At 68.8% G+C, this 15,296-nt stretch carries 14 protein-coding genes; 9 read left to right on the forward strand and 5 right to left on the reverse strand.

Annotated features, from left to right (window positions below; translation table 11 throughout):
* Nucleotides 1-44: 44 nt before the first annotated feature.
* The 3 genes from CXY79_RS05955 to CXY79_RS05965 all read right to left on the reverse strand — a co-directional run bounded on the left by CXY79_RS05955 (nt 45) and on the right by CXY79_RS05965 (nt 3,156).
* Entirely contained in the window at nt 45-1,625 is a 1,581-nt protein-coding gene (locus CXY79_RS05955; RefSeq protein WP_104100226.1) for a S1C family serine protease, read from the reverse strand.
* Between the two features lie 119 nt (nt 1,626-1,744).
* Nucleotides 1,745-2,284, reverse strand: coding sequence for a hypothetical protein (locus CXY79_RS05960; RefSeq protein WP_146068094.1), 540 nt, complete (start codon nt 2,282-2,284; stop codon nt 1,745-1,747).
* A 296-nt stretch (nt 2,285-2,580) separates the two neighbouring features.
* The gene (locus CXY79_RS05965) at nt 2,581-3,156 is read right to left on the reverse strand and encodes a hypothetical protein (RefSeq protein ID WP_104100228.1); all 576 of its coding nucleotides are present in this window, start codon (nt 3,154-3,156) and stop codon (nt 2,581-2,583) included.
* A gap of 78 nt (nt 3,157-3,234) precedes the next feature.
* Here CXY79_RS05965 and CXY79_RS05970 point away from each other — a divergent pair, with 78 nt between their 5' ends.
* Nucleotides 3,235-4,434, forward strand: coding sequence for an aminotransferase class I/II-fold pyridoxal phosphate-dependent enzyme (locus tag CXY79_RS05970; protein ID WP_104100229.1), 1,200 nt, complete (start codon nt 3,235-3,237; stop codon nt 4,432-4,434).
* 40 nt (nt 4,435-4,474) lie between these two features.
* Here the strand turns inward: CXY79_RS05970 and CXY79_RS05975 are convergent, their stop codons facing one another.
* The gene (locus CXY79_RS05975) at nt 4,475-5,548 is read right to left on the reverse strand and encodes an alkene reductase (protein ID WP_104100230.1); all 1,074 of its coding nucleotides are present in this window, start codon (nt 5,546-5,548) and stop codon (nt 4,475-4,477) included.
* A 163-nt stretch (nt 5,549-5,711) separates the two neighbouring features.
* Here CXY79_RS05975 and CXY79_RS05980 point away from each other — a divergent pair, with 163 nt between their 5' ends.
* Both CXY79_RS05980 and CXY79_RS05985 read left to right on the forward strand, forming a co-directional pair.
* Nucleotides 5,712-6,743 (forward strand): alpha/beta fold hydrolase, encoded by a 1,032-nt coding sequence (locus CXY79_RS05980; RefSeq protein ID WP_158250232.1) that lies wholly within the window; start codon nt 5,712-5,714, stop codon nt 6,741-6,743.
* 147 nt (nt 6,744-6,890) lie between these two features.
* Complete coding sequence (locus tag CXY79_RS05985) at nt 6,891-7,295, forward strand: ATP-dependent DNA ligase (RefSeq protein ID WP_233191304.1); 405 nt, start codon at nt 6,891-6,893, stop codon at nt 7,293-7,295.
* 13 nt (nt 7,296-7,308) lie between these two features.
* Here CXY79_RS05985 and CXY79_RS05990 read toward each other — a convergent pair whose 3' ends face one another.
* Nucleotides 7,309-8,184: a carbon-nitrogen hydrolase family protein gene (locus tag CXY79_RS05990; RefSeq protein WP_104100232.1), complete on the reverse strand. Its 876-nt coding sequence runs from the start codon at nt 8,182-8,184 to the stop codon at nt 7,309-7,311.
* Between the two features lie 111 nt (nt 8,185-8,295).
* Here CXY79_RS05990 and CXY79_RS05995 point away from each other — a divergent pair, with 111 nt between their 5' ends.
* From CXY79_RS05995 to nadC, 6 genes are all read left to right on the forward strand, one after another.
* Nucleotides 8,296-9,831 (forward strand): glycosyltransferase family 39 protein, encoded by a 1,536-nt coding sequence (locus CXY79_RS05995; RefSeq protein WP_104100233.1) that lies wholly within the window; start codon nt 8,296-8,298, stop codon nt 9,829-9,831.
* A 4-nt stretch (nt 9,832-9,835) separates the two neighbouring features.
* Nucleotides 9,836-10,591 carry a polyprenol monophosphomannose synthase gene (locus CXY79_RS06000; protein ID WP_104100234.1) on the forward strand — a complete coding sequence of 252 codons (756 nt, stop codon included), beginning with the start codon at nt 9,836-9,838 and terminating at the stop codon, nt 10,589-10,591.
* Nucleotides 10,592-10,694: 103 nt separating this feature from the next.
* The gene (locus CXY79_RS06005; RefSeq protein ID WP_104100235.1) at nt 10,695-11,399 is read left to right on the forward strand and encodes an NUDIX domain-containing protein; all 705 of its coding nucleotides are present in this window, start codon (nt 10,695-10,697) and stop codon (nt 11,397-11,399) included.
* A gap of 82 nt (nt 11,400-11,481) precedes the next feature.
* A complete protein-coding gene (gene nadA, locus CXY79_RS06010) occupies nt 11,482-12,792 on the forward strand; it encodes a quinolinate synthase NadA (RefSeq protein WP_104100236.1) in 1,311 nt (436 codons plus the stop codon).
* A 2-nt stretch (nt 12,793-12,794) separates the two neighbouring features.
* Nucleotides 12,795-14,435 carry an L-aspartate oxidase gene (gene nadB / locus CXY79_RS06015; RefSeq protein ID WP_104100237.1) on the forward strand — a complete coding sequence of 547 codons (1,641 nt, stop codon included), beginning with the start codon at nt 12,795-12,797 and terminating at the stop codon, nt 14,433-14,435.
* Entirely contained in the window at nt 14,429-15,289 is an 861-nt protein-coding gene (gene nadC / locus CXY79_RS06020; RefSeq protein WP_104100238.1) for a carboxylating nicotinate-nucleotide diphosphorylase, read from the forward strand. The genes nadB and nadC overlap by 7 nt, the downstream gene beginning before the upstream one ends.
* Nucleotides 15,290-15,296 lie beyond the last annotated feature (7 nt).

Consider the following 15,296-nt stretch of genomic DNA (forward strand, 5'->3'; position numbering starts at 1 on the left):
GATCACCGGCGGCGCAGCTGTTGTTCTCTGGAAGGAGCGAGTGGTCAGCTGGAGAGTGCGCCGACCGTGACGGATACCGTGGCCGACTTTCCATCGCGCACAAAGGTGAGGTCGGCCGTCTCGCCGGCCGCGAGAGCGCGCACCTGGGCGGTGAGGTCGTTCGCGTCGGTGATGGGTAGATCGTTGAGGTTGGTGACGATGTCGCCCTTTCGGAGTCCGGCCTTTTCCGCTGCACCGCCCGCCGAGACCTCGCTGATCAGGGCGCCGACGGTGGCGCTCTCCGGGCTGCCGGCAGCGCTGGTGACACTGGCGCCGAGCAGACCGTGGCTGGCCGTGCCGGTGGCGATCAGTTCGTCGGAGATACGCTTGGCCAGGTTCGACGGGATGGAGAAGCCCACGCCGATGCTGCCGGCGGCCGCCGAGTCGCCGCCCGCGCTGGCGATGGCGACGTTGATGCCGATCAGCTCGCCCTTGGCGTTGAGCAGGGCTCCGCCGGAGTTGCCGGGGTTGATCGCGGCATCCGTCTGGATGACCGAGAGTGAGATGCTGCCGGTGGAGGGAGCCTGGGCCGCGCCGCCGTTCTGGTCGGGAAGGTCGAAAAAGAACGGGCTCTGCTCTTCGTCGGGTGCGGAGTTCTCGGGTGTCGACGGGGCAGCCGAGGAGGCGATGGAGATGCTGCGGTTCAGTGCACTGACGATGCCGTCGGTGACGCTGCCGGAGAGGCCGAGCGGTGCGCCGATCGCGATGGCGCTGTCGCCGACGTTGAGCTTGCCGGAATCGGCCCATTTGATCGGCGTCAGGCCGCTCGCACCGTCCAGCTTGATCACGGCGAGGTCGGAAACCGGGTCGGTGCCGACAATGGTGGCGGCGTAGAGCTTGCCGTCACTGGCGGTGACCTGAATGCTGGCGTCGGCGGCGGCGCCGTCGAGGGTGACGACGTGCGTGTTCGTGAGAATGTAGCCGTCTTCGGACAGGATGACGCCGGAACCGGTTCCGCCGGAGCTGCCGTCGGAGGCGGCGATGGTGACGACACTGGGCGTGGCCTTGGCGGCGACCGCCGTGATCTGGTTGACGCTGTCGGTGTTGTTGACCACGACCGTGCTGGGGCCGTCGGCCTGGCTGGTCGGGATTCCGGCGGTCTGGTTGGTGACCACGAAGGCCGTGACGCCGGCGCCGGATGCCCCTCCGACGAGAGCGCCGATGGCGAGGGCCGCGATCAGGGCGATATTACCCGAGCGGCGGGGCTGCGTGCGCGGGCCGCCGGGCCGGTCGGCGGCGTACCCGTTCTGACGGGCGGAGGACTGCGGCTGGGTATTCGGCGCGTAGGGATTCGAGGTGGTGTTTTCCGCGACCGGGCGACCGAAGGAATCCGTAGCGTGCGCGCGCGCGGGCCCGGCCGAGGCGGAGGCGGGCTGGGCCGCGGTCGGCTGGGCCGGCGACTGCTCAGAGGCGGAAACTGTGTCGGGGATGACCTCGGTCGGCTTCTCGTCGCCGGGGGCGTCGCCGGAGGAGTGATCCGCAGAGGGCTGGGCCGTGGCGGAAGCCTCGCCGGCCGCATTGACTTCGAATGGGACTGCGTCGTCGGGATCGGGAGTGGTGCCGGGTGCCTGCGGATTGTCGGTCATGGTGTGCTCCTTCCAAGCGTTTCCACCTTGACTCCTGAACCTGAACGAATGATCTGTGCAGCCTGGGAGCATTCAATGACGACGCCACGACTTGAGCGGTGCCGGGTCGATCAACACAGTTAGCAACCCGGACCGGCCGGGTTTGTCGTGCACTCGCGGTTGACGAGCACCGTCTGGGCATCCCCCACGATCACGCCAAGCGGGCTGGCCGAGGTCGACAGCGTACCCTGCACCGGCCGCCAGGCAAGGCCCGCGAAGCGATACTCGGCCGAGTACACCACCGCGACGACCACGGCATAGCTTCCCGGACTGGCGAACGCGTGGCTGGTGGCGGTGTCGGAGAATTCCGGGAGGCCCAGTGCCGCCCAGGTCGCGCCGCCCGAGTTCGTGCTTGCCTGGGCACCGTCGCCGTAGGACCAGCGGTAGCCGACCGGGGTGAAATGAACCTCCGCCGGATATCCCAGCAAGGCGCCGGTACGGGAGTGCTCGGATGCCGACGCGATGAAGTTCGCGGGCAAACCCGCCACGCTCCAGCCGCGCGGTTCCATCGTCTGGGACGGCGCCGCGGGCTGGAAGTTGACCAGATCACTAACCCTCACCACGAGGTTCGGGTCGCACGGCGACCCCGGAATGCAGTTGACCGTGAAGTCGTCGCGCACGAACGCCAGCGGATCGACGACGGGTGCTGCACCGACTTGGCCGCCACCGGACCCGCCCGCCCCGGATCCCGCTCCGCCACCGGCTTCGTTCCCGGACCCCTGTCCCCCGCCGGTCTCGTACCCCGCAGAAAGGTCCACCCCGCCGTTGTTGATGGCCCCGTTAGCCTCCGGGCAGCTTTTGGTCGACTGTTCGAATTTTCCGCAAGTTGGATCTGCAAAGCTTGGATTTGGAGCTAACGGGATTAGTCCCACCGAAGCCACTGTAATTATCGCGAAAATCCAGACTCGTCGCTTTATCAACAAAAGTTCTCGCCTCGCCAAGCCGACCGATACTCGAGAATTAAACGAAGGCCCGCATCCATTTTAAATTGAACTTCGAACGGGGTGATGGGTTGGCGCGAGGCTAAAACCAACGAATTTCCGACCGGATCAATCACGTCGAGGCCGGTCACGTTTTCGCAAACATAGAGCGAAATGGTCGTTTGCTCCGGTCTCAGATATGCCGCCGACTGCATGCCGTGAACGATGAAGGTCGTCGCACCGACACTTCGAGCGTTTGCGTCCACAAAGCCTTGGAAGCCCTCCAGTTCAGACTGCAAGAGGCCTGAAGAAACCAGCGGCTCCATTCTTTCCGAACCCACCCCACCAGCGGCAGATATCTCATCGCTCGTTCGAAGATACGCCGCATAGGCTTCGGTGGCCGCAGCCAGAGCTTCCTCATCGGACGCGAAGACGGGGGCATCCGTCGGCGCGGTCGTCTCGGACGCCTGGGGCGCTTGGGGCACCGGTTCGGGCGTGCAACCGGTCAGCGCGAGTGTGCCGAGCAGCAGCAGCGGGCCCAGAACGAGGAGGTCGCGCTGCACGGTCCGCATGCGGCCAACCTAGGGCATCCGGCGCAGCCCCGCTCGAACTTTCCACATGTCGTAGTTTGGAGCCATGCAGGTGACATCATGACAATCTCCGGGGCCTGGCGACGCACGGCCCGTGGGGCCGGCCTGCTCGCCGCGGACGGCACCGTCGCCGCGAGCATTTTCGCGGAGATGAGTGCCCTCGCCCTGCGCACCGGCGCCATCAACCTCGGCCAGGGATTCCCCGACGAGGACGGCCCTACCGAGGTTCTCGAAGCCGCACGCCAGGCGATCTCCGACGGTGCGAACCAGTACCCGCCGGGGCGCGGCTTGCCCGTGCTGCGAGGCGCCATCGCTCGGCATCAGCACCGGTTCTACGGCCTGTCCGTCGATCCGGATACCGAGGTCCTGGTGACGGCGGGTGCCACCGAGGCGCTGGCGGCAACCATTCTCGCACTGCTCGACCCCGGCGACGAGGTTGTCACGCTGGAGCCGTTCTACGACGCCTACGGGGGCCTGATCGCGCTGGGCGGGGGCATCCATCGCACGGTGCGCCTGCGGGCGCCCGATTTCCAGCCGGACCCCGACGAACTGCGCGCCGCCATCACGGACCGCACCCGACTGATTATCGTGAACAATCCGCACAACCCCACTGGGGCCGTGCTGCCGCGCGAGACCCTGGAACTCATCGTGTCCCTCGCACACCGTCACGACGCGCTCATCGTGACCGACGAGGTCTACGAGCACCTCACCTTCGGTGTCGCCCACGTGCCCGTCGCGACGATTCCGGGCGCGAGCGAGCGCACCATCACGATCTCCTCCGGTGGGAAGACGTTCAACACCACCGGCTGGAAGATCGGCTGGCTTACCGCCCCATCCGCTCTTGTCACCGCAATCCTGGCCGTGAAGCAGTTCCTCACCTATGTGAACGGCGCGCCGTTCCAGCCGGCGATCGCGCGGGGCCTCGACCTGCCGGACACCTTCTACGCTGGTGTCGCCGCCGACCTGCAGGCCAAGCGTGATGTTCTCGAGAGCGGCCTGATCGAAGCGGGGTTCACGGTCAGTCGACCTCAGGGGTCGTATTTCATCGTGGCGGATGCCGCGCCGCTCGGCTACCCTGACGGCGCCGAGTTCTGCCGGGTGCTGCCCGATCTCGCCGGGGTGGTCGCGGTTCCGATCGGCGCGTTCTGCTCCGCCCGGCACCGGTCCGAGTATGCCTCGCTGGTGCGATTCGCCTACTGTAAAAAGGTGGACGTGCTTGAGCGCGCCGCCGCCCAGCTGGCCGGCATCATCGCCCGTTAGCAGCCCGGCAGCCGCCGCTTTGGAGGTGCCGACAGGGGTTCTAGTGCGCCAGTGCCGGGTAGTCCGTGTAGCCCTCGGCTCCGGCACCGTAGAAGGTAAGAGGGTCGGGAGTGTTCAGCGGCAGGTCCTTGAGCCAGCGCGACACGAGGTCGGGGTTGGCGATCACGGCACGGCCCACGACGACCGCATCCGCCAGTTCGTCGGCGATGATGGCCATCGCCTCGTCCCGGTCGGTGACCTCGCCGAAGCCACTGTTCACCAGGAGCGGCCCAGCGAAACGGGCACGCAGCTGCTGCACCAGTTCGCCGGCCGGCTCGCGGTGCAGGATGCTCAGGTACGCAAGGCCCTGCGGAGCGAGTGCGTCGGCGAGCGCGCCATAGGTGGCCATAAGGTCGGCGGCATCTGTTTCGAGGGCATCCTGGATGTTGTGCTCCGGCGAGACCCGGATGCCGACGCGGCCGGCGCCGATCGCCTCGGCCACCGCGGTGACGACCTCGACGACGAAACGGGCCCGGTTCTGCGGGGAGCCGCCGTAGATGTCGTCGCGCTGGTTGGAGGCCGGCGAGAGGAACTCGTGCAGGAGGTAACCGTTCGCGGAGTGAATCTCGACGCCGTCGAGTCCCGCGGCGATGGCGTTACGGGAGGCCTGCACGAAGTCCGCGATCACGCCGGGGAGTTCGTCGAGTGTGAGGGCGTGCGGTACCGGGTAGGCAGCCTTTCCCGCGTAGGTGCGGGTATCGCCCTGGATGGCGATGGCGCTGGGAGCCACGACCTCGTGGCCGCCGTTGGTGCCCTCGTGGGTGACGCGGCCCGCGTGCATTACCTGGGCGACCAGGCGCCCGCCGGCGGAGTGCACGGCGTCGGCGACGTTGGTCCAGCCGACGATCTGCTCGGGGGTGACCAGCCCTGGCTGGCCGGGGAAGCCCTGACCGGCGTGGCTGGGGTAGGTGCCCTCGGTCACGATCAAGCCGAGCGAAGCACGCTGCTTATAGTGCTCGACGACGAGGGGGCCGGGAACGCCCTCGATTCCGGACCGAACCCGGGTCAGCGGCGCCATGACGAGCCGGTTGGGCAGTTCCAGGTCGCCGAGGGACAACGGGGAGAAAAGATTCACGAATAGCTCTTTCTGTGGGTCAGGGTGTCGCCGGACGAAGCGTGCGCCGTCTCGGACAGGGGAAGAAGCTTCCCCCTGGGGCCAACGGCCCTGCTCTCCCGCGCATTCCCCTCACCCGTCACGGTCGGGCAATCCACAGGAGCCGACGCACCGAACCAACATTATGAGCACCATCGCCGAGACCCGGCCGACGACGTCGCCACGGAGCTTCCCGACCCCGGATGCACCGACCCGGGAGGACCCGGACCGCACCGGATACTGCCCGTTCCCTCTGTCGTCCGACGCCCGGGCCTTCGGACTGACCACGAGCTCCATGCGGCTGCGCCAGGCAACGGTTTCGGTGCGGCACGGCCGCCGTACCGGGAGCGAAACCGCGACCATCCTGCTGCACGGCGCCGCGGGATCCTGGACGACCTGGACGCCGCTGCTGGCCGCGGCCGAAGCCTCCGGTCTCGGCCTGACCGACCTGATCATCCCCGACCTGCCCGGCTGGGGGGACTCGCCGCTTCCGGCGGCGGGACCCTCTCGTTCCATCGAGGCAACCGCTGCGGTGGTGGCCGAGATCGCCTGGGCGCTCGGCTACCGCTCCTGGACCGTGATCGGCCACTCCCTCGGCGGCTTCGTGGCACTCGAACTTGCCGCAAGCGAGACCCGGTCGACCGCGTTCGTCGGCCTCGTCTCGGCCACGACGTTCTCGGTGATCGACACCGTGCGGCACCCGGTCGCCCGGTTCGCCGCGCTGCCGGGGTACAGCGCCCTGCTGCCGGTACTGCGGGCCGTCGCCCGGGCCGGGCGCGCCGGCCACGGTCTGATCCGCCTGCTCCACCGCACCGGGCTGCTGCGCACGCTGGCGGCGCCGTTGTTCCGCCGACCGGAGCTGCTGCACGAGAGCGTCATCGGGGCCCTTGCGACCGAGCTGCGCCCGCAGGCGTTCGCCGTGGCATCCGACCTCGCCGGAACCTACGACGCCAACCGCTGGGCCCGGATCGAGTGCGCCGTGCACGCAACCCAGGGTGACGCCGACATTTTCGTGGCGGCGACGGATGCGGCCAGGCTCCGCGCGGTCATCCGCGGCTTCGATCTGGTCACGGTGCCGGGCACCGGGCATTTCGCGCACGTGGAGAAACCGTATGAGACGCTGCTTCACCTGTTGCCGAACGGATGCCTGCCCCGGTCAGGCGTGTTCCCGCAGTAGTAGTCGCTGTGTCCTGGACGATCCCGCGGCACGGCTGTTTCCCTTGTCAAGCGAGTTCATAGCGACCAAACTGAGGAGCAGTCCTGAGATCTGGTCACCCTGTGCGGCCGGCCTCTGAACAGCCCCACCGATTGAAAGCGGCTCCCCATGGGTTCGTTGACGTATGACAGGGTCACGGTCGAATTCGACGACCGGATATTGGCGCATCTCCAGATCGTGATCGTACAGAAACTCCGCCGGGGCGAAAGCTTCCTGCTCTCGTGGCGAAACGCCGCCGAAGCCGGAAACGGTCGCAGTTCCGCGTGGCTGCACCCGGCCATTCCCCTGTATTTCAAGTTCTCCGGCGGTCAGCCGCCGAGCATCAACCCGCTATGGCTCGCCCAGCTCACCCGTTCCGCTAACAGTTCCCAGGGTCTGGTGGCCACCGGCGAGGAGCGGGCGATGGGTGAACCCGAACATCCGGAGCGCACCGACCGCGGTCATCGCCCGGATCAGAAGTTCACGGTGCGCGCGGCGCCCGCCTCGCAGGACACCATCGCCACCGAACTCTGAGCTGGCTGCACGCTCAGCGGGGCACGACCGCGAAGCGACGCAGGGCCAGCGATGGATTGCGGGCGCGCACGGCTGTGAGGCGCTCCGACAGCACCCAGGCGACGGCGACATCCGTTGTCTCGCCGATGGTGACCAGTTCCACGCCCATCGGGTCGACCACCATGCTGTTGCCGACGCCCACTGGCGGGGCGTGGTCGGCGGCCGCCACGTAGACCGTGTTCTCCAGGGCGCGCGCTGTCAGCAGCGTGCGCCAGTGCTGTTCCTTCAACGGTCCCCGCACCCACTCGGCGGGCACCAGCACCAGTTCGGCCCCCGCGTCGACCAGGCGGCGCGTCACCTCCGGGAAACGGATGTCGTAGCAGGTCTGCAGTCCCACCCGCAGTCCCGCCACCTCGAACGTCTCGGGTTCCTCCACGGCGCCAGGCCGCACCCAGTCCGATTCACGGTCGCCGAAAGCGTCGTAGAGGTGCAGCTTGCGGTACTTCGCGACGAGTTCGCCGGCCGGATCCACCGCGACGAGGGTGTTGAAGAAGCGGCTCGGGTCATCCGTGGCCTCCAGCATGCCGGCCACGACATGCACGCCGAGTTCTACCGCGAGCGCGGCGAGGGCGGCCACGAAGGGGCCGTCCACAGGTTCGGCCGCGGCGGCGAAAGAGGGCCCCAGGACCGGTTCGAAGAAAGAGGAGTACTCGGGGAAGACGACCAGCCGGGCTCCGCGGCCGACGGCCGTCTCGGCGAGGGCACGCATGGCGGCGAGATTCACGGCCGGCTCGCGGCCGGGGGCGAACTGGGCCACCGCAACCCCCAGGGCAGCCACAGGGCAGGAGCCAGCGCCGGCAGCTGCAGCTGCAGCGGGAGCAGGATCGCGCGTCTCGAGGGGATCGATCATGGCGTCAGCCTAGCCGCCGGCAACGCGTCGGCCGGGGTCGCGGCATCCGTAGCCCTCGGTCCGTACCGGTCCTGGGTTCCAGGGTTCAGCGGGGTGGCCTAACGTATATGCGTGTCTCCCCCTCCGCTGGTCTCCCGCCTGGTTCGCCCCGAGGCGCTGACCCTGCCCCTGCGCCGAACCGAAGGACTGGCAGCGATCCTCGGGCTGCTCGGCCTCCTCGTCTCGGCGGCAGGATCGTGGCGGCCCTCGTATTGGGGCGACGAGGCGGCCAGCGTGATGTCGGCGGAACGTTCCCTGCCGGGGCTCTTCCGACTTCTGGACAACGTCGACGCGGTGCACGGCGCCTATTATCTGCTGCTGCACGTCTGGATCGGCCTCTTCGGCTCTTCGGAGCTGGCGACTCGCGGGCTGAGCGCCCTCTTCGTCGGCTTCGCGACGGCCGGCACCTTCGTGCTGGCACGCACCCTGATCTCCCACCGGGTCGGCGTGCTCGCGGCCATCGTCTTCGCGCTGCTCCCCCGGGTCACCTACATGGGCGCCGAAGCCCGTTCGGCCGCCGTCGCCACGGCCGTTGTGGTGTGGCTGACCGTTCTGCTGGTGCACCTGCTGCGGAGCCGCTATCAGGATCGCGCCACCCGCTTCGCGCTCTGGGCGGCTTACACCGCGCTCCTGGCCCTGGGAATCTACTTCTTCCTCTTCGTGCTGCTGCTGATCCCGGTGCTCGGCCTCGCCGTGCTGCTGATACCGCCGGAGGGCGACAGGTGGGCGGGCATTCGCGCCTGGACCCTGGCCACGGCCTCCGGGCTCGCCCTGGCTGCCCCCGTGATGGCGGCCAGCCTTCAGCAGCGCGATCAGATCGCCTTCATCGGGCGGCGCCCGCCGATCGCCGTGCTCACCGCCGCAGTGCACCAGTGGTTCGGCAACGTACCGCTGGCCGTTCTGGCGTGGGGTCTGATCCTGCTGGCGGTGGTGATGGTCTTCGCCGTGCGCGGGCGGCGGGCCGCACCAACAGCAAACAGGGCGGCCCTGGCGGTCATGCTGGCTTGGCTGATCGTGCCGAGCGCAGCGCTCCTGATCGGCACGCACCTCGTCACGCCGATGTACTCGCTGCGGTACCTGTCGGTGGGTACGCCGGCGGCGGCGATCGCGATCGCCATGGGGATCGCCTGCCTCCGGCCGCTCTGGCCGCAGGCCGCCGCGCTGGGCCTGATCACGGCTCTCATGCTGCCCACCTATCTCGACCAGCGCGGCGAGTTCGGCAAGAACTACGGCAGTGACCTGCGCCAGGCGTCCGAGGTCGTGCGGGCCGGCGCGCAGCCCGGAGACGCGGTCGTTTTCGACGAGAGCGTGCGGCCCTCCCGCAAGCCCCGTCTCGCCCTGCGGCTCTACCCGGCCGCGTTCGAGGGCCTGCGGGACGTCACCCTCGCGGTACCGTTCGACGCCACCAACGACTTGTGGGACGTGGCTGTGCCGCTGGAGCAGGTGACCGACCGACTTTCCGGCACGAACCGGGTCTGGGTGCTGCTGAACCAGGCCAGCGGTGAGAATAGGCGGGGGGACAACATCCGCATCCTGCAACAACTCGGGTTCACGGTCGCCGAGTCGACCATGCTGAACCGCACGCAGATCATCGAAATGACAAGGTAGCCCCATGGCTCGGACTCTGATCATCATCCCGACCTACAACGAGCAGGGCAACGTCGCGTCGATCGTGTCCCGGGTGCGCGCGAGCGTGCCGGCGGCCGACGTTCTGGTCGTCGATGATTCCTCCCCGGACGGCACGGGGCAGTTGGCTGACGCGCTGGCCGCCACCGATTCCCAGGTGCACGCCCTGCACCGCTCCCGGAAGAGCGGCCTCGGAGCCGCCTATCTCGAGGCCTTCGCCTGGGGGCTCTCCCGCGGCTTCGACCGACTGGTGCAGCTCGACGCTGACGGATCGCACCTGCCAGAGCAACTGCCGACCCTGCTCGAGGCCGCGGAGACGGCGGATGTGGTGTTGGGCTCCCGCTGGGTCCCGGGCGGAATGGTGCGGAACTGGCCGTGGCACCGGCGTCTGCTGTCGCGGGGCGGATCGGTCTACTCGCGCGTGCTGCTCCGGCTGCCCCAGCGAGACGTCACCGGCGGTTACCGCGTCTTCACGGCGCATGCCCTCCGGCGAATGGACCTCTCCGGCGTCGAGAGCCTGGGCTACTGCTTCCAGATCGACATGCTGCTGCATGCGGTTCGGGCCGGGCTCAGCGTTGTCGAGAAGCCGATCACGTTCGTGGAGCGCACCGTCGGTTCCTCGAAGATGAGTGCCGCGATCGTGGCCGAGGCGATGGCCCGTGTCACGATCTGGGGTCTCACCGGCAGGAACGCTCGCCGCGTTGCCGCGTCTGCACCGACATCCCTGCCGCGTGCCCGCTGACCGGACCCGCAGGCCGCCCCATAGGGCGTGACTTCTGGTCAGAGTGACTATAAGATGAATCCATTCAGTTAGAGTCACAATGACCTTTACTTGGTGAATAACAGTGAATGCGCGAATAAACACCCAGCTTGAGGCGGCCCTCGCCGTGTCGACAGTCATTTTCGCCCTGCGGCCGGATCCGGAATCCGGCCACTCGACCCTGTGGCTGCCGCTTGTACGCCGCACCCGGGAACCCTACCTCGGTCAGTGGGCGTTGCCCGGCGGCGGCCTGCGGGCCGATGAGCGCCTGGCCGGCGCGGCCGCGCGCGCCCTGCGCGAGACCACGGGCCTGACCCCCAAGTACCTCGAGCAGCTCTACACCTTCGGGGATCCGGGGCGTTCCCCCGGCGGCCGGGTCGTCTCGGTCGTCTACTGGGCGCTCGTCGAGTCCGGTGAGGCGGCGCTGGCCGTCGAGGACGAGAACGTGCGGTGGTTTCCGGCCGACCACCTGTCGCCGCTCGCCTTCGACCACAACCTCATCGTGGAATACGCCCTCTGGCGCCTGCGCACCAAGGTGGAGTACTCCCGCATCGCGCACGCGTTCCTCGGCGAGACCTTCACGCTCGCGCAGCTGCGCGAGGTGCATGAGGCCGTGCTGCAGAAGGCCCTCGACCCGGCCAACTTCCGCCGCACGATCGAGGGGTCAGGCACCGTGGTCGACACCGGCCAGCGCGTAGCCGGCGTACCGCATCGGCCGCCCCGCCTCTACCGCTACAACGATTCCGTTCATGCCACCACTCCGGGTGCGCTCGAGCCGGCCATCGGCTGAGCCTGACTCTTCCTCCCAGCACCCTCCTGCTGGCCACCGCTTGTCCGACTGTCGCTTTGTATGAATATCAAGGAGTAACCGCATGACCATCGCATCGGTCGACCAGACCATTCGACTCATCAGCACGGGAGCTGCCACCGGCAGCACGTGCAGCCCCGACCTGCTCACCGCTCCGTGGGAGTTTGATTCCGGCACGCCGGGCTATGGCCCGGGGTCGTCGATGGGCGATGTCATCCCCACCGGGTCACCGCGGCAGGGTGAGCTGCCCGAGGTCTACCGTCGCGCGTCGACGGAGGAACTCGGCGACCGCATCCGTACCGCCAAGGCCACGCTCGGCGACCGGGTCGTGGTCCTCGGGCACTTTTACCAGCGCGAGGAGGTGTTGGCGCACGCGGACTTCGTGGGCGACTCCTTCCAGCTGGCGCAGGCCACGAAGAGCCGTCCGGATGCCGAGGCGATCGTCTTCTGCGGAGTGCACTTCATGGCCGAAACCGCCGACTTGCTTTCCACGCCGGAGCAGGCGGTCATACTACCCAACCTCGCCGCCGGCTGCTCGATGGCCGATATGGCCGATATCGACTCCGTCACCGATTGCTGGGAACAGCTGGAGGACCTCTACGGCAGCGAGCAGGGCGTCGACGGCCGCGTGCCCGTGATCCCGGTCACCTACATGAATTCCTCGGCCGCGCTGAAGGCGTTCTGCGGCGAGCACGGCGGCATCGTCTGCACCTCCTCCAACGCCGAGACCGTGCTCGAGTGGGCCTTCGCCCGCGGCAGCCGCGTTCTCTTCTTCCCCGACCAGCACCTCGGCCGCAACACCGCCAAGGCGATGGGGGTGCCCCTCGAGCGGATGCCGATGTGGAACCCGCGCAAGGCCCTCGGCGGCAACACGGCCGAGGAGCTCGAGGCCGCCCAGGTCGTGCTCTGGCACGGGTTCTGCAGCGTGCATAAGCGCTTCACGGTGGACCAGATCACCGCGGCCCGCCAGTCGCACCCGGACGTGCGCGTGGTCGTGCACCCGGAGTGCCCGATGGGCGTCGTCGACGCCGCCGATTCCTACGGCTCGACCGACTTCATCAAGAAGGCCATCGAGGCAGCCCCGGCCGGGTCCACGTTCGCCATCGGCACCGAGATCAACCTGGTGCAGCGGCTCGCCGCACAGCACCCCGAGCACACCATCTTCTGCCTCGACCCGGTGGTCTGCCCCTGCTCCACCATGTACCGCATCCACTCGGGCTACCTGGCCTGGGTGCTCGAAGCGCTGGTCGGCACCGCGGACCGCGCGCCCGAGGTGCTCAATCGCATCCAGGTATCGGGCGAGGTTGCCGGCAACGCCCGCGTCGCCCTCGAACGGATGCTTTCCGCCAAGCCGCCCGTCTCCATCGAGGCCTGACCGTGACCCGCGTGCTCGTCGTCGGCAGTGGGCTGGCCGGACTCATCGCCGCGGTGCGTGCGACGGATGCCGGCCACCAGGTCACCCTCGTCACGAAAGCGGCCCTGCCCGACAGCAACACCCGCTGGGCCCAGGGCGGGATCGCCGCGGCCATGTTCCCCGACGACTCGGTCAAGTCACACGTACAGGACACCCTGCGAGCCGGGGCCGGACTCTGCGACCCGGTCGCAGTGCACGTGCTCTGTTCCGAGGGACCGGCTCGGGTGCGGGACCTGATCCGGTTCGGTGTGGACTTCGACCGCGACGAGTCCGGGGTGACCCGCGGACTGGAGGCTGCCCACTCCCGCTCGCGGGTGCTGCACGCCGGCGGGGACGCCACGGGCGCAGCCATCGAGGCTGCCCTCGTGGCGACGGTGCGTGAACGGGCCGCCCGCTCGCTGCGGGGCGTGGGCGCCCGCCTGCGCGTGCAGGAACACACAATGCTGGTTGATCTGACCGTGCAGGACGGTCGCGTGACCGGGGCTGTCCTCCTCGGGCCCGACGAAGCACTCCGCACGATCCTGGCCGACACGGTGATCCTGGCGACCGGCGGTGCCGGCGAGCTCTTCCCGCACACCACGAACCCGGCTCTGGCGACGGGCGACGGCGTGGCCGCCGCGTGGCGCGCGGGGGCATCCGTCGCCGACCTCGAGTTCTACCAGTTCCACCCGACCGCACTCGCCGTTCCCGGTACCCCGCTGGTCTCCGAGGCGGTGCGCGGGGAAGGCGCCGTGCTGCGAAATGCGTCGGGCCACCGCTTCATGCTCGACCTGCACCCCGATGCGGAACTCGCCCCGCGCGACATCGTGGCCAGAGGCATCGCCCGAGAAATGACCAGCCAGGGCGGCGAACCGGTGCGACTGGACGCCACCGGTCTCGGCCGCGAACTTCTCGAGCGACGCTTCCCGACCATCACCGCGGCCTGCCGTGCTGCCGACCTGGACTGGGCCGTCGAATCGATCCCGGTCGCCCCGGCGGCGCACTACTGGATGGGCGGGGTGCTCACGGATATCTGGGGCCGCACCAGCCTGCCCGGCCTGTTCGCCGTGGGGGAAGTGGCCCGCACCGGCGCCCACGGCGCCAACCGGTTGGCCTCCAACTCTCTGCTCGAGGCGGCCGTGTTCGCCGACCGGTCCGTGCGCGCGCTGCGCCTGCCGGTTCGGGTGTCGGCGGGGGTCTCGGTCGTGACCGGCTCGACCACCGGGGGGTTGCCTGCCGGCGTCGACCGTGACGCGGTACAGCAGCTGATGTGGGAGTGCGCGGGAGTGCTGCGGAGTGGGGAGAAACTCGCCGAGGCATCCGTCACCCTGGCCGACTGGGCCACCCGCCCGACGGGCCCGGACGAAACCACTGCACCTAATATGCGGGTTCGGGCATATGAAGACACCAACCTGCTCGACCTGGCGCGGGTCACCGTGGCTTCCGCCCTGGCCCGGGAGGAATCGCGCGGCGCACATCACCGCTCCGACTACCCCGACGGCCGGCCCGAGTTCGCCCGCACCGTCGCCTGGACCCGCGGCACAGCCCCGGACACAGCCGACGGCATGCGGAGCACCCTGAATCTGGACCACCCCACTGAGGCCGAGGAGGCCATTGCATGCTGACCATGAACGCCATCGACACCGTCGTGCGCGCCGCGCTCGAGGAGGACGCCCCCTGGGGTGACCTCACCTCACAGGTGCTGATCCCCGCCGACGCCGCCGCGACCGCGCAGCTGGTCGCCCGGGAATCCGGCGTCTTCAGCGGTGGTGCCGTGTTCGCGGCGGCCTTCCGACTGACCGACGCGCGCATCGTCGTTCGGATGCTCGTGGCCGACGGCACCGTCTTCGACGCCGGTGACACCCTGGCGGAAGTGTCGGGGTCCGCCCGCGGCATTCTGCAGGCGGAGCGCATCGGCTTGAACTTCGTGCAGCGCATGAGCGGGATCGCCACACTGACAGCGCTCTACGTGGCCGAGACGGCCGGCACCCGCGCCCGCATCGTCGACACCCGCAAGACCACCCCGGGCCTGCGTGTGCTGGAACGTGCCGCGGTGCGCGACGGCGGCGGCCACAACCACCGCTTCAGCCTCTCCGACGCGATCATGGCCAAGGATAACCACCTGGCCGTGCTAACCGCGGGCGGCCTGAACCTCACCGAGGCGCTCCGGCAGGTGCGCGACCGCATCTCCCACACCACGCACCTCGAGGTGGAGGTGGACCGGATCGACCAAATCGAGCTTGTGCTTGCCGCCGGCGTCGACACGATCATGCTCGACAACTTCAGCCCCGACGACCTGCGCGAGGGCGTACGCCTCACGGGCGGCCGAGCACGCGTGGAGGCCAGCGGCGGCGTCTCTCTGCTGACCGTGCGCGGCATCGCCGAGACCGGCGTCGACATCATCTCGGTCGGGGCTATCACGCACAGCGTGCGCTCCCTCGACCTCGGCCTCGACGTCGTCATCCTCACCGAGGGCTGACCGGTCC

Origin of the sequence: Cryobacterium sp. M96 (genome assembly GCF_002929845.1) — a bacterium.
In the GTDB taxonomy this organism is placed as follows: Bacteria; Actinomycetota; Actinomycetes; order Actinomycetales; family Microbacteriaceae; genus Cryobacterium; species Cryobacterium sandaracinum.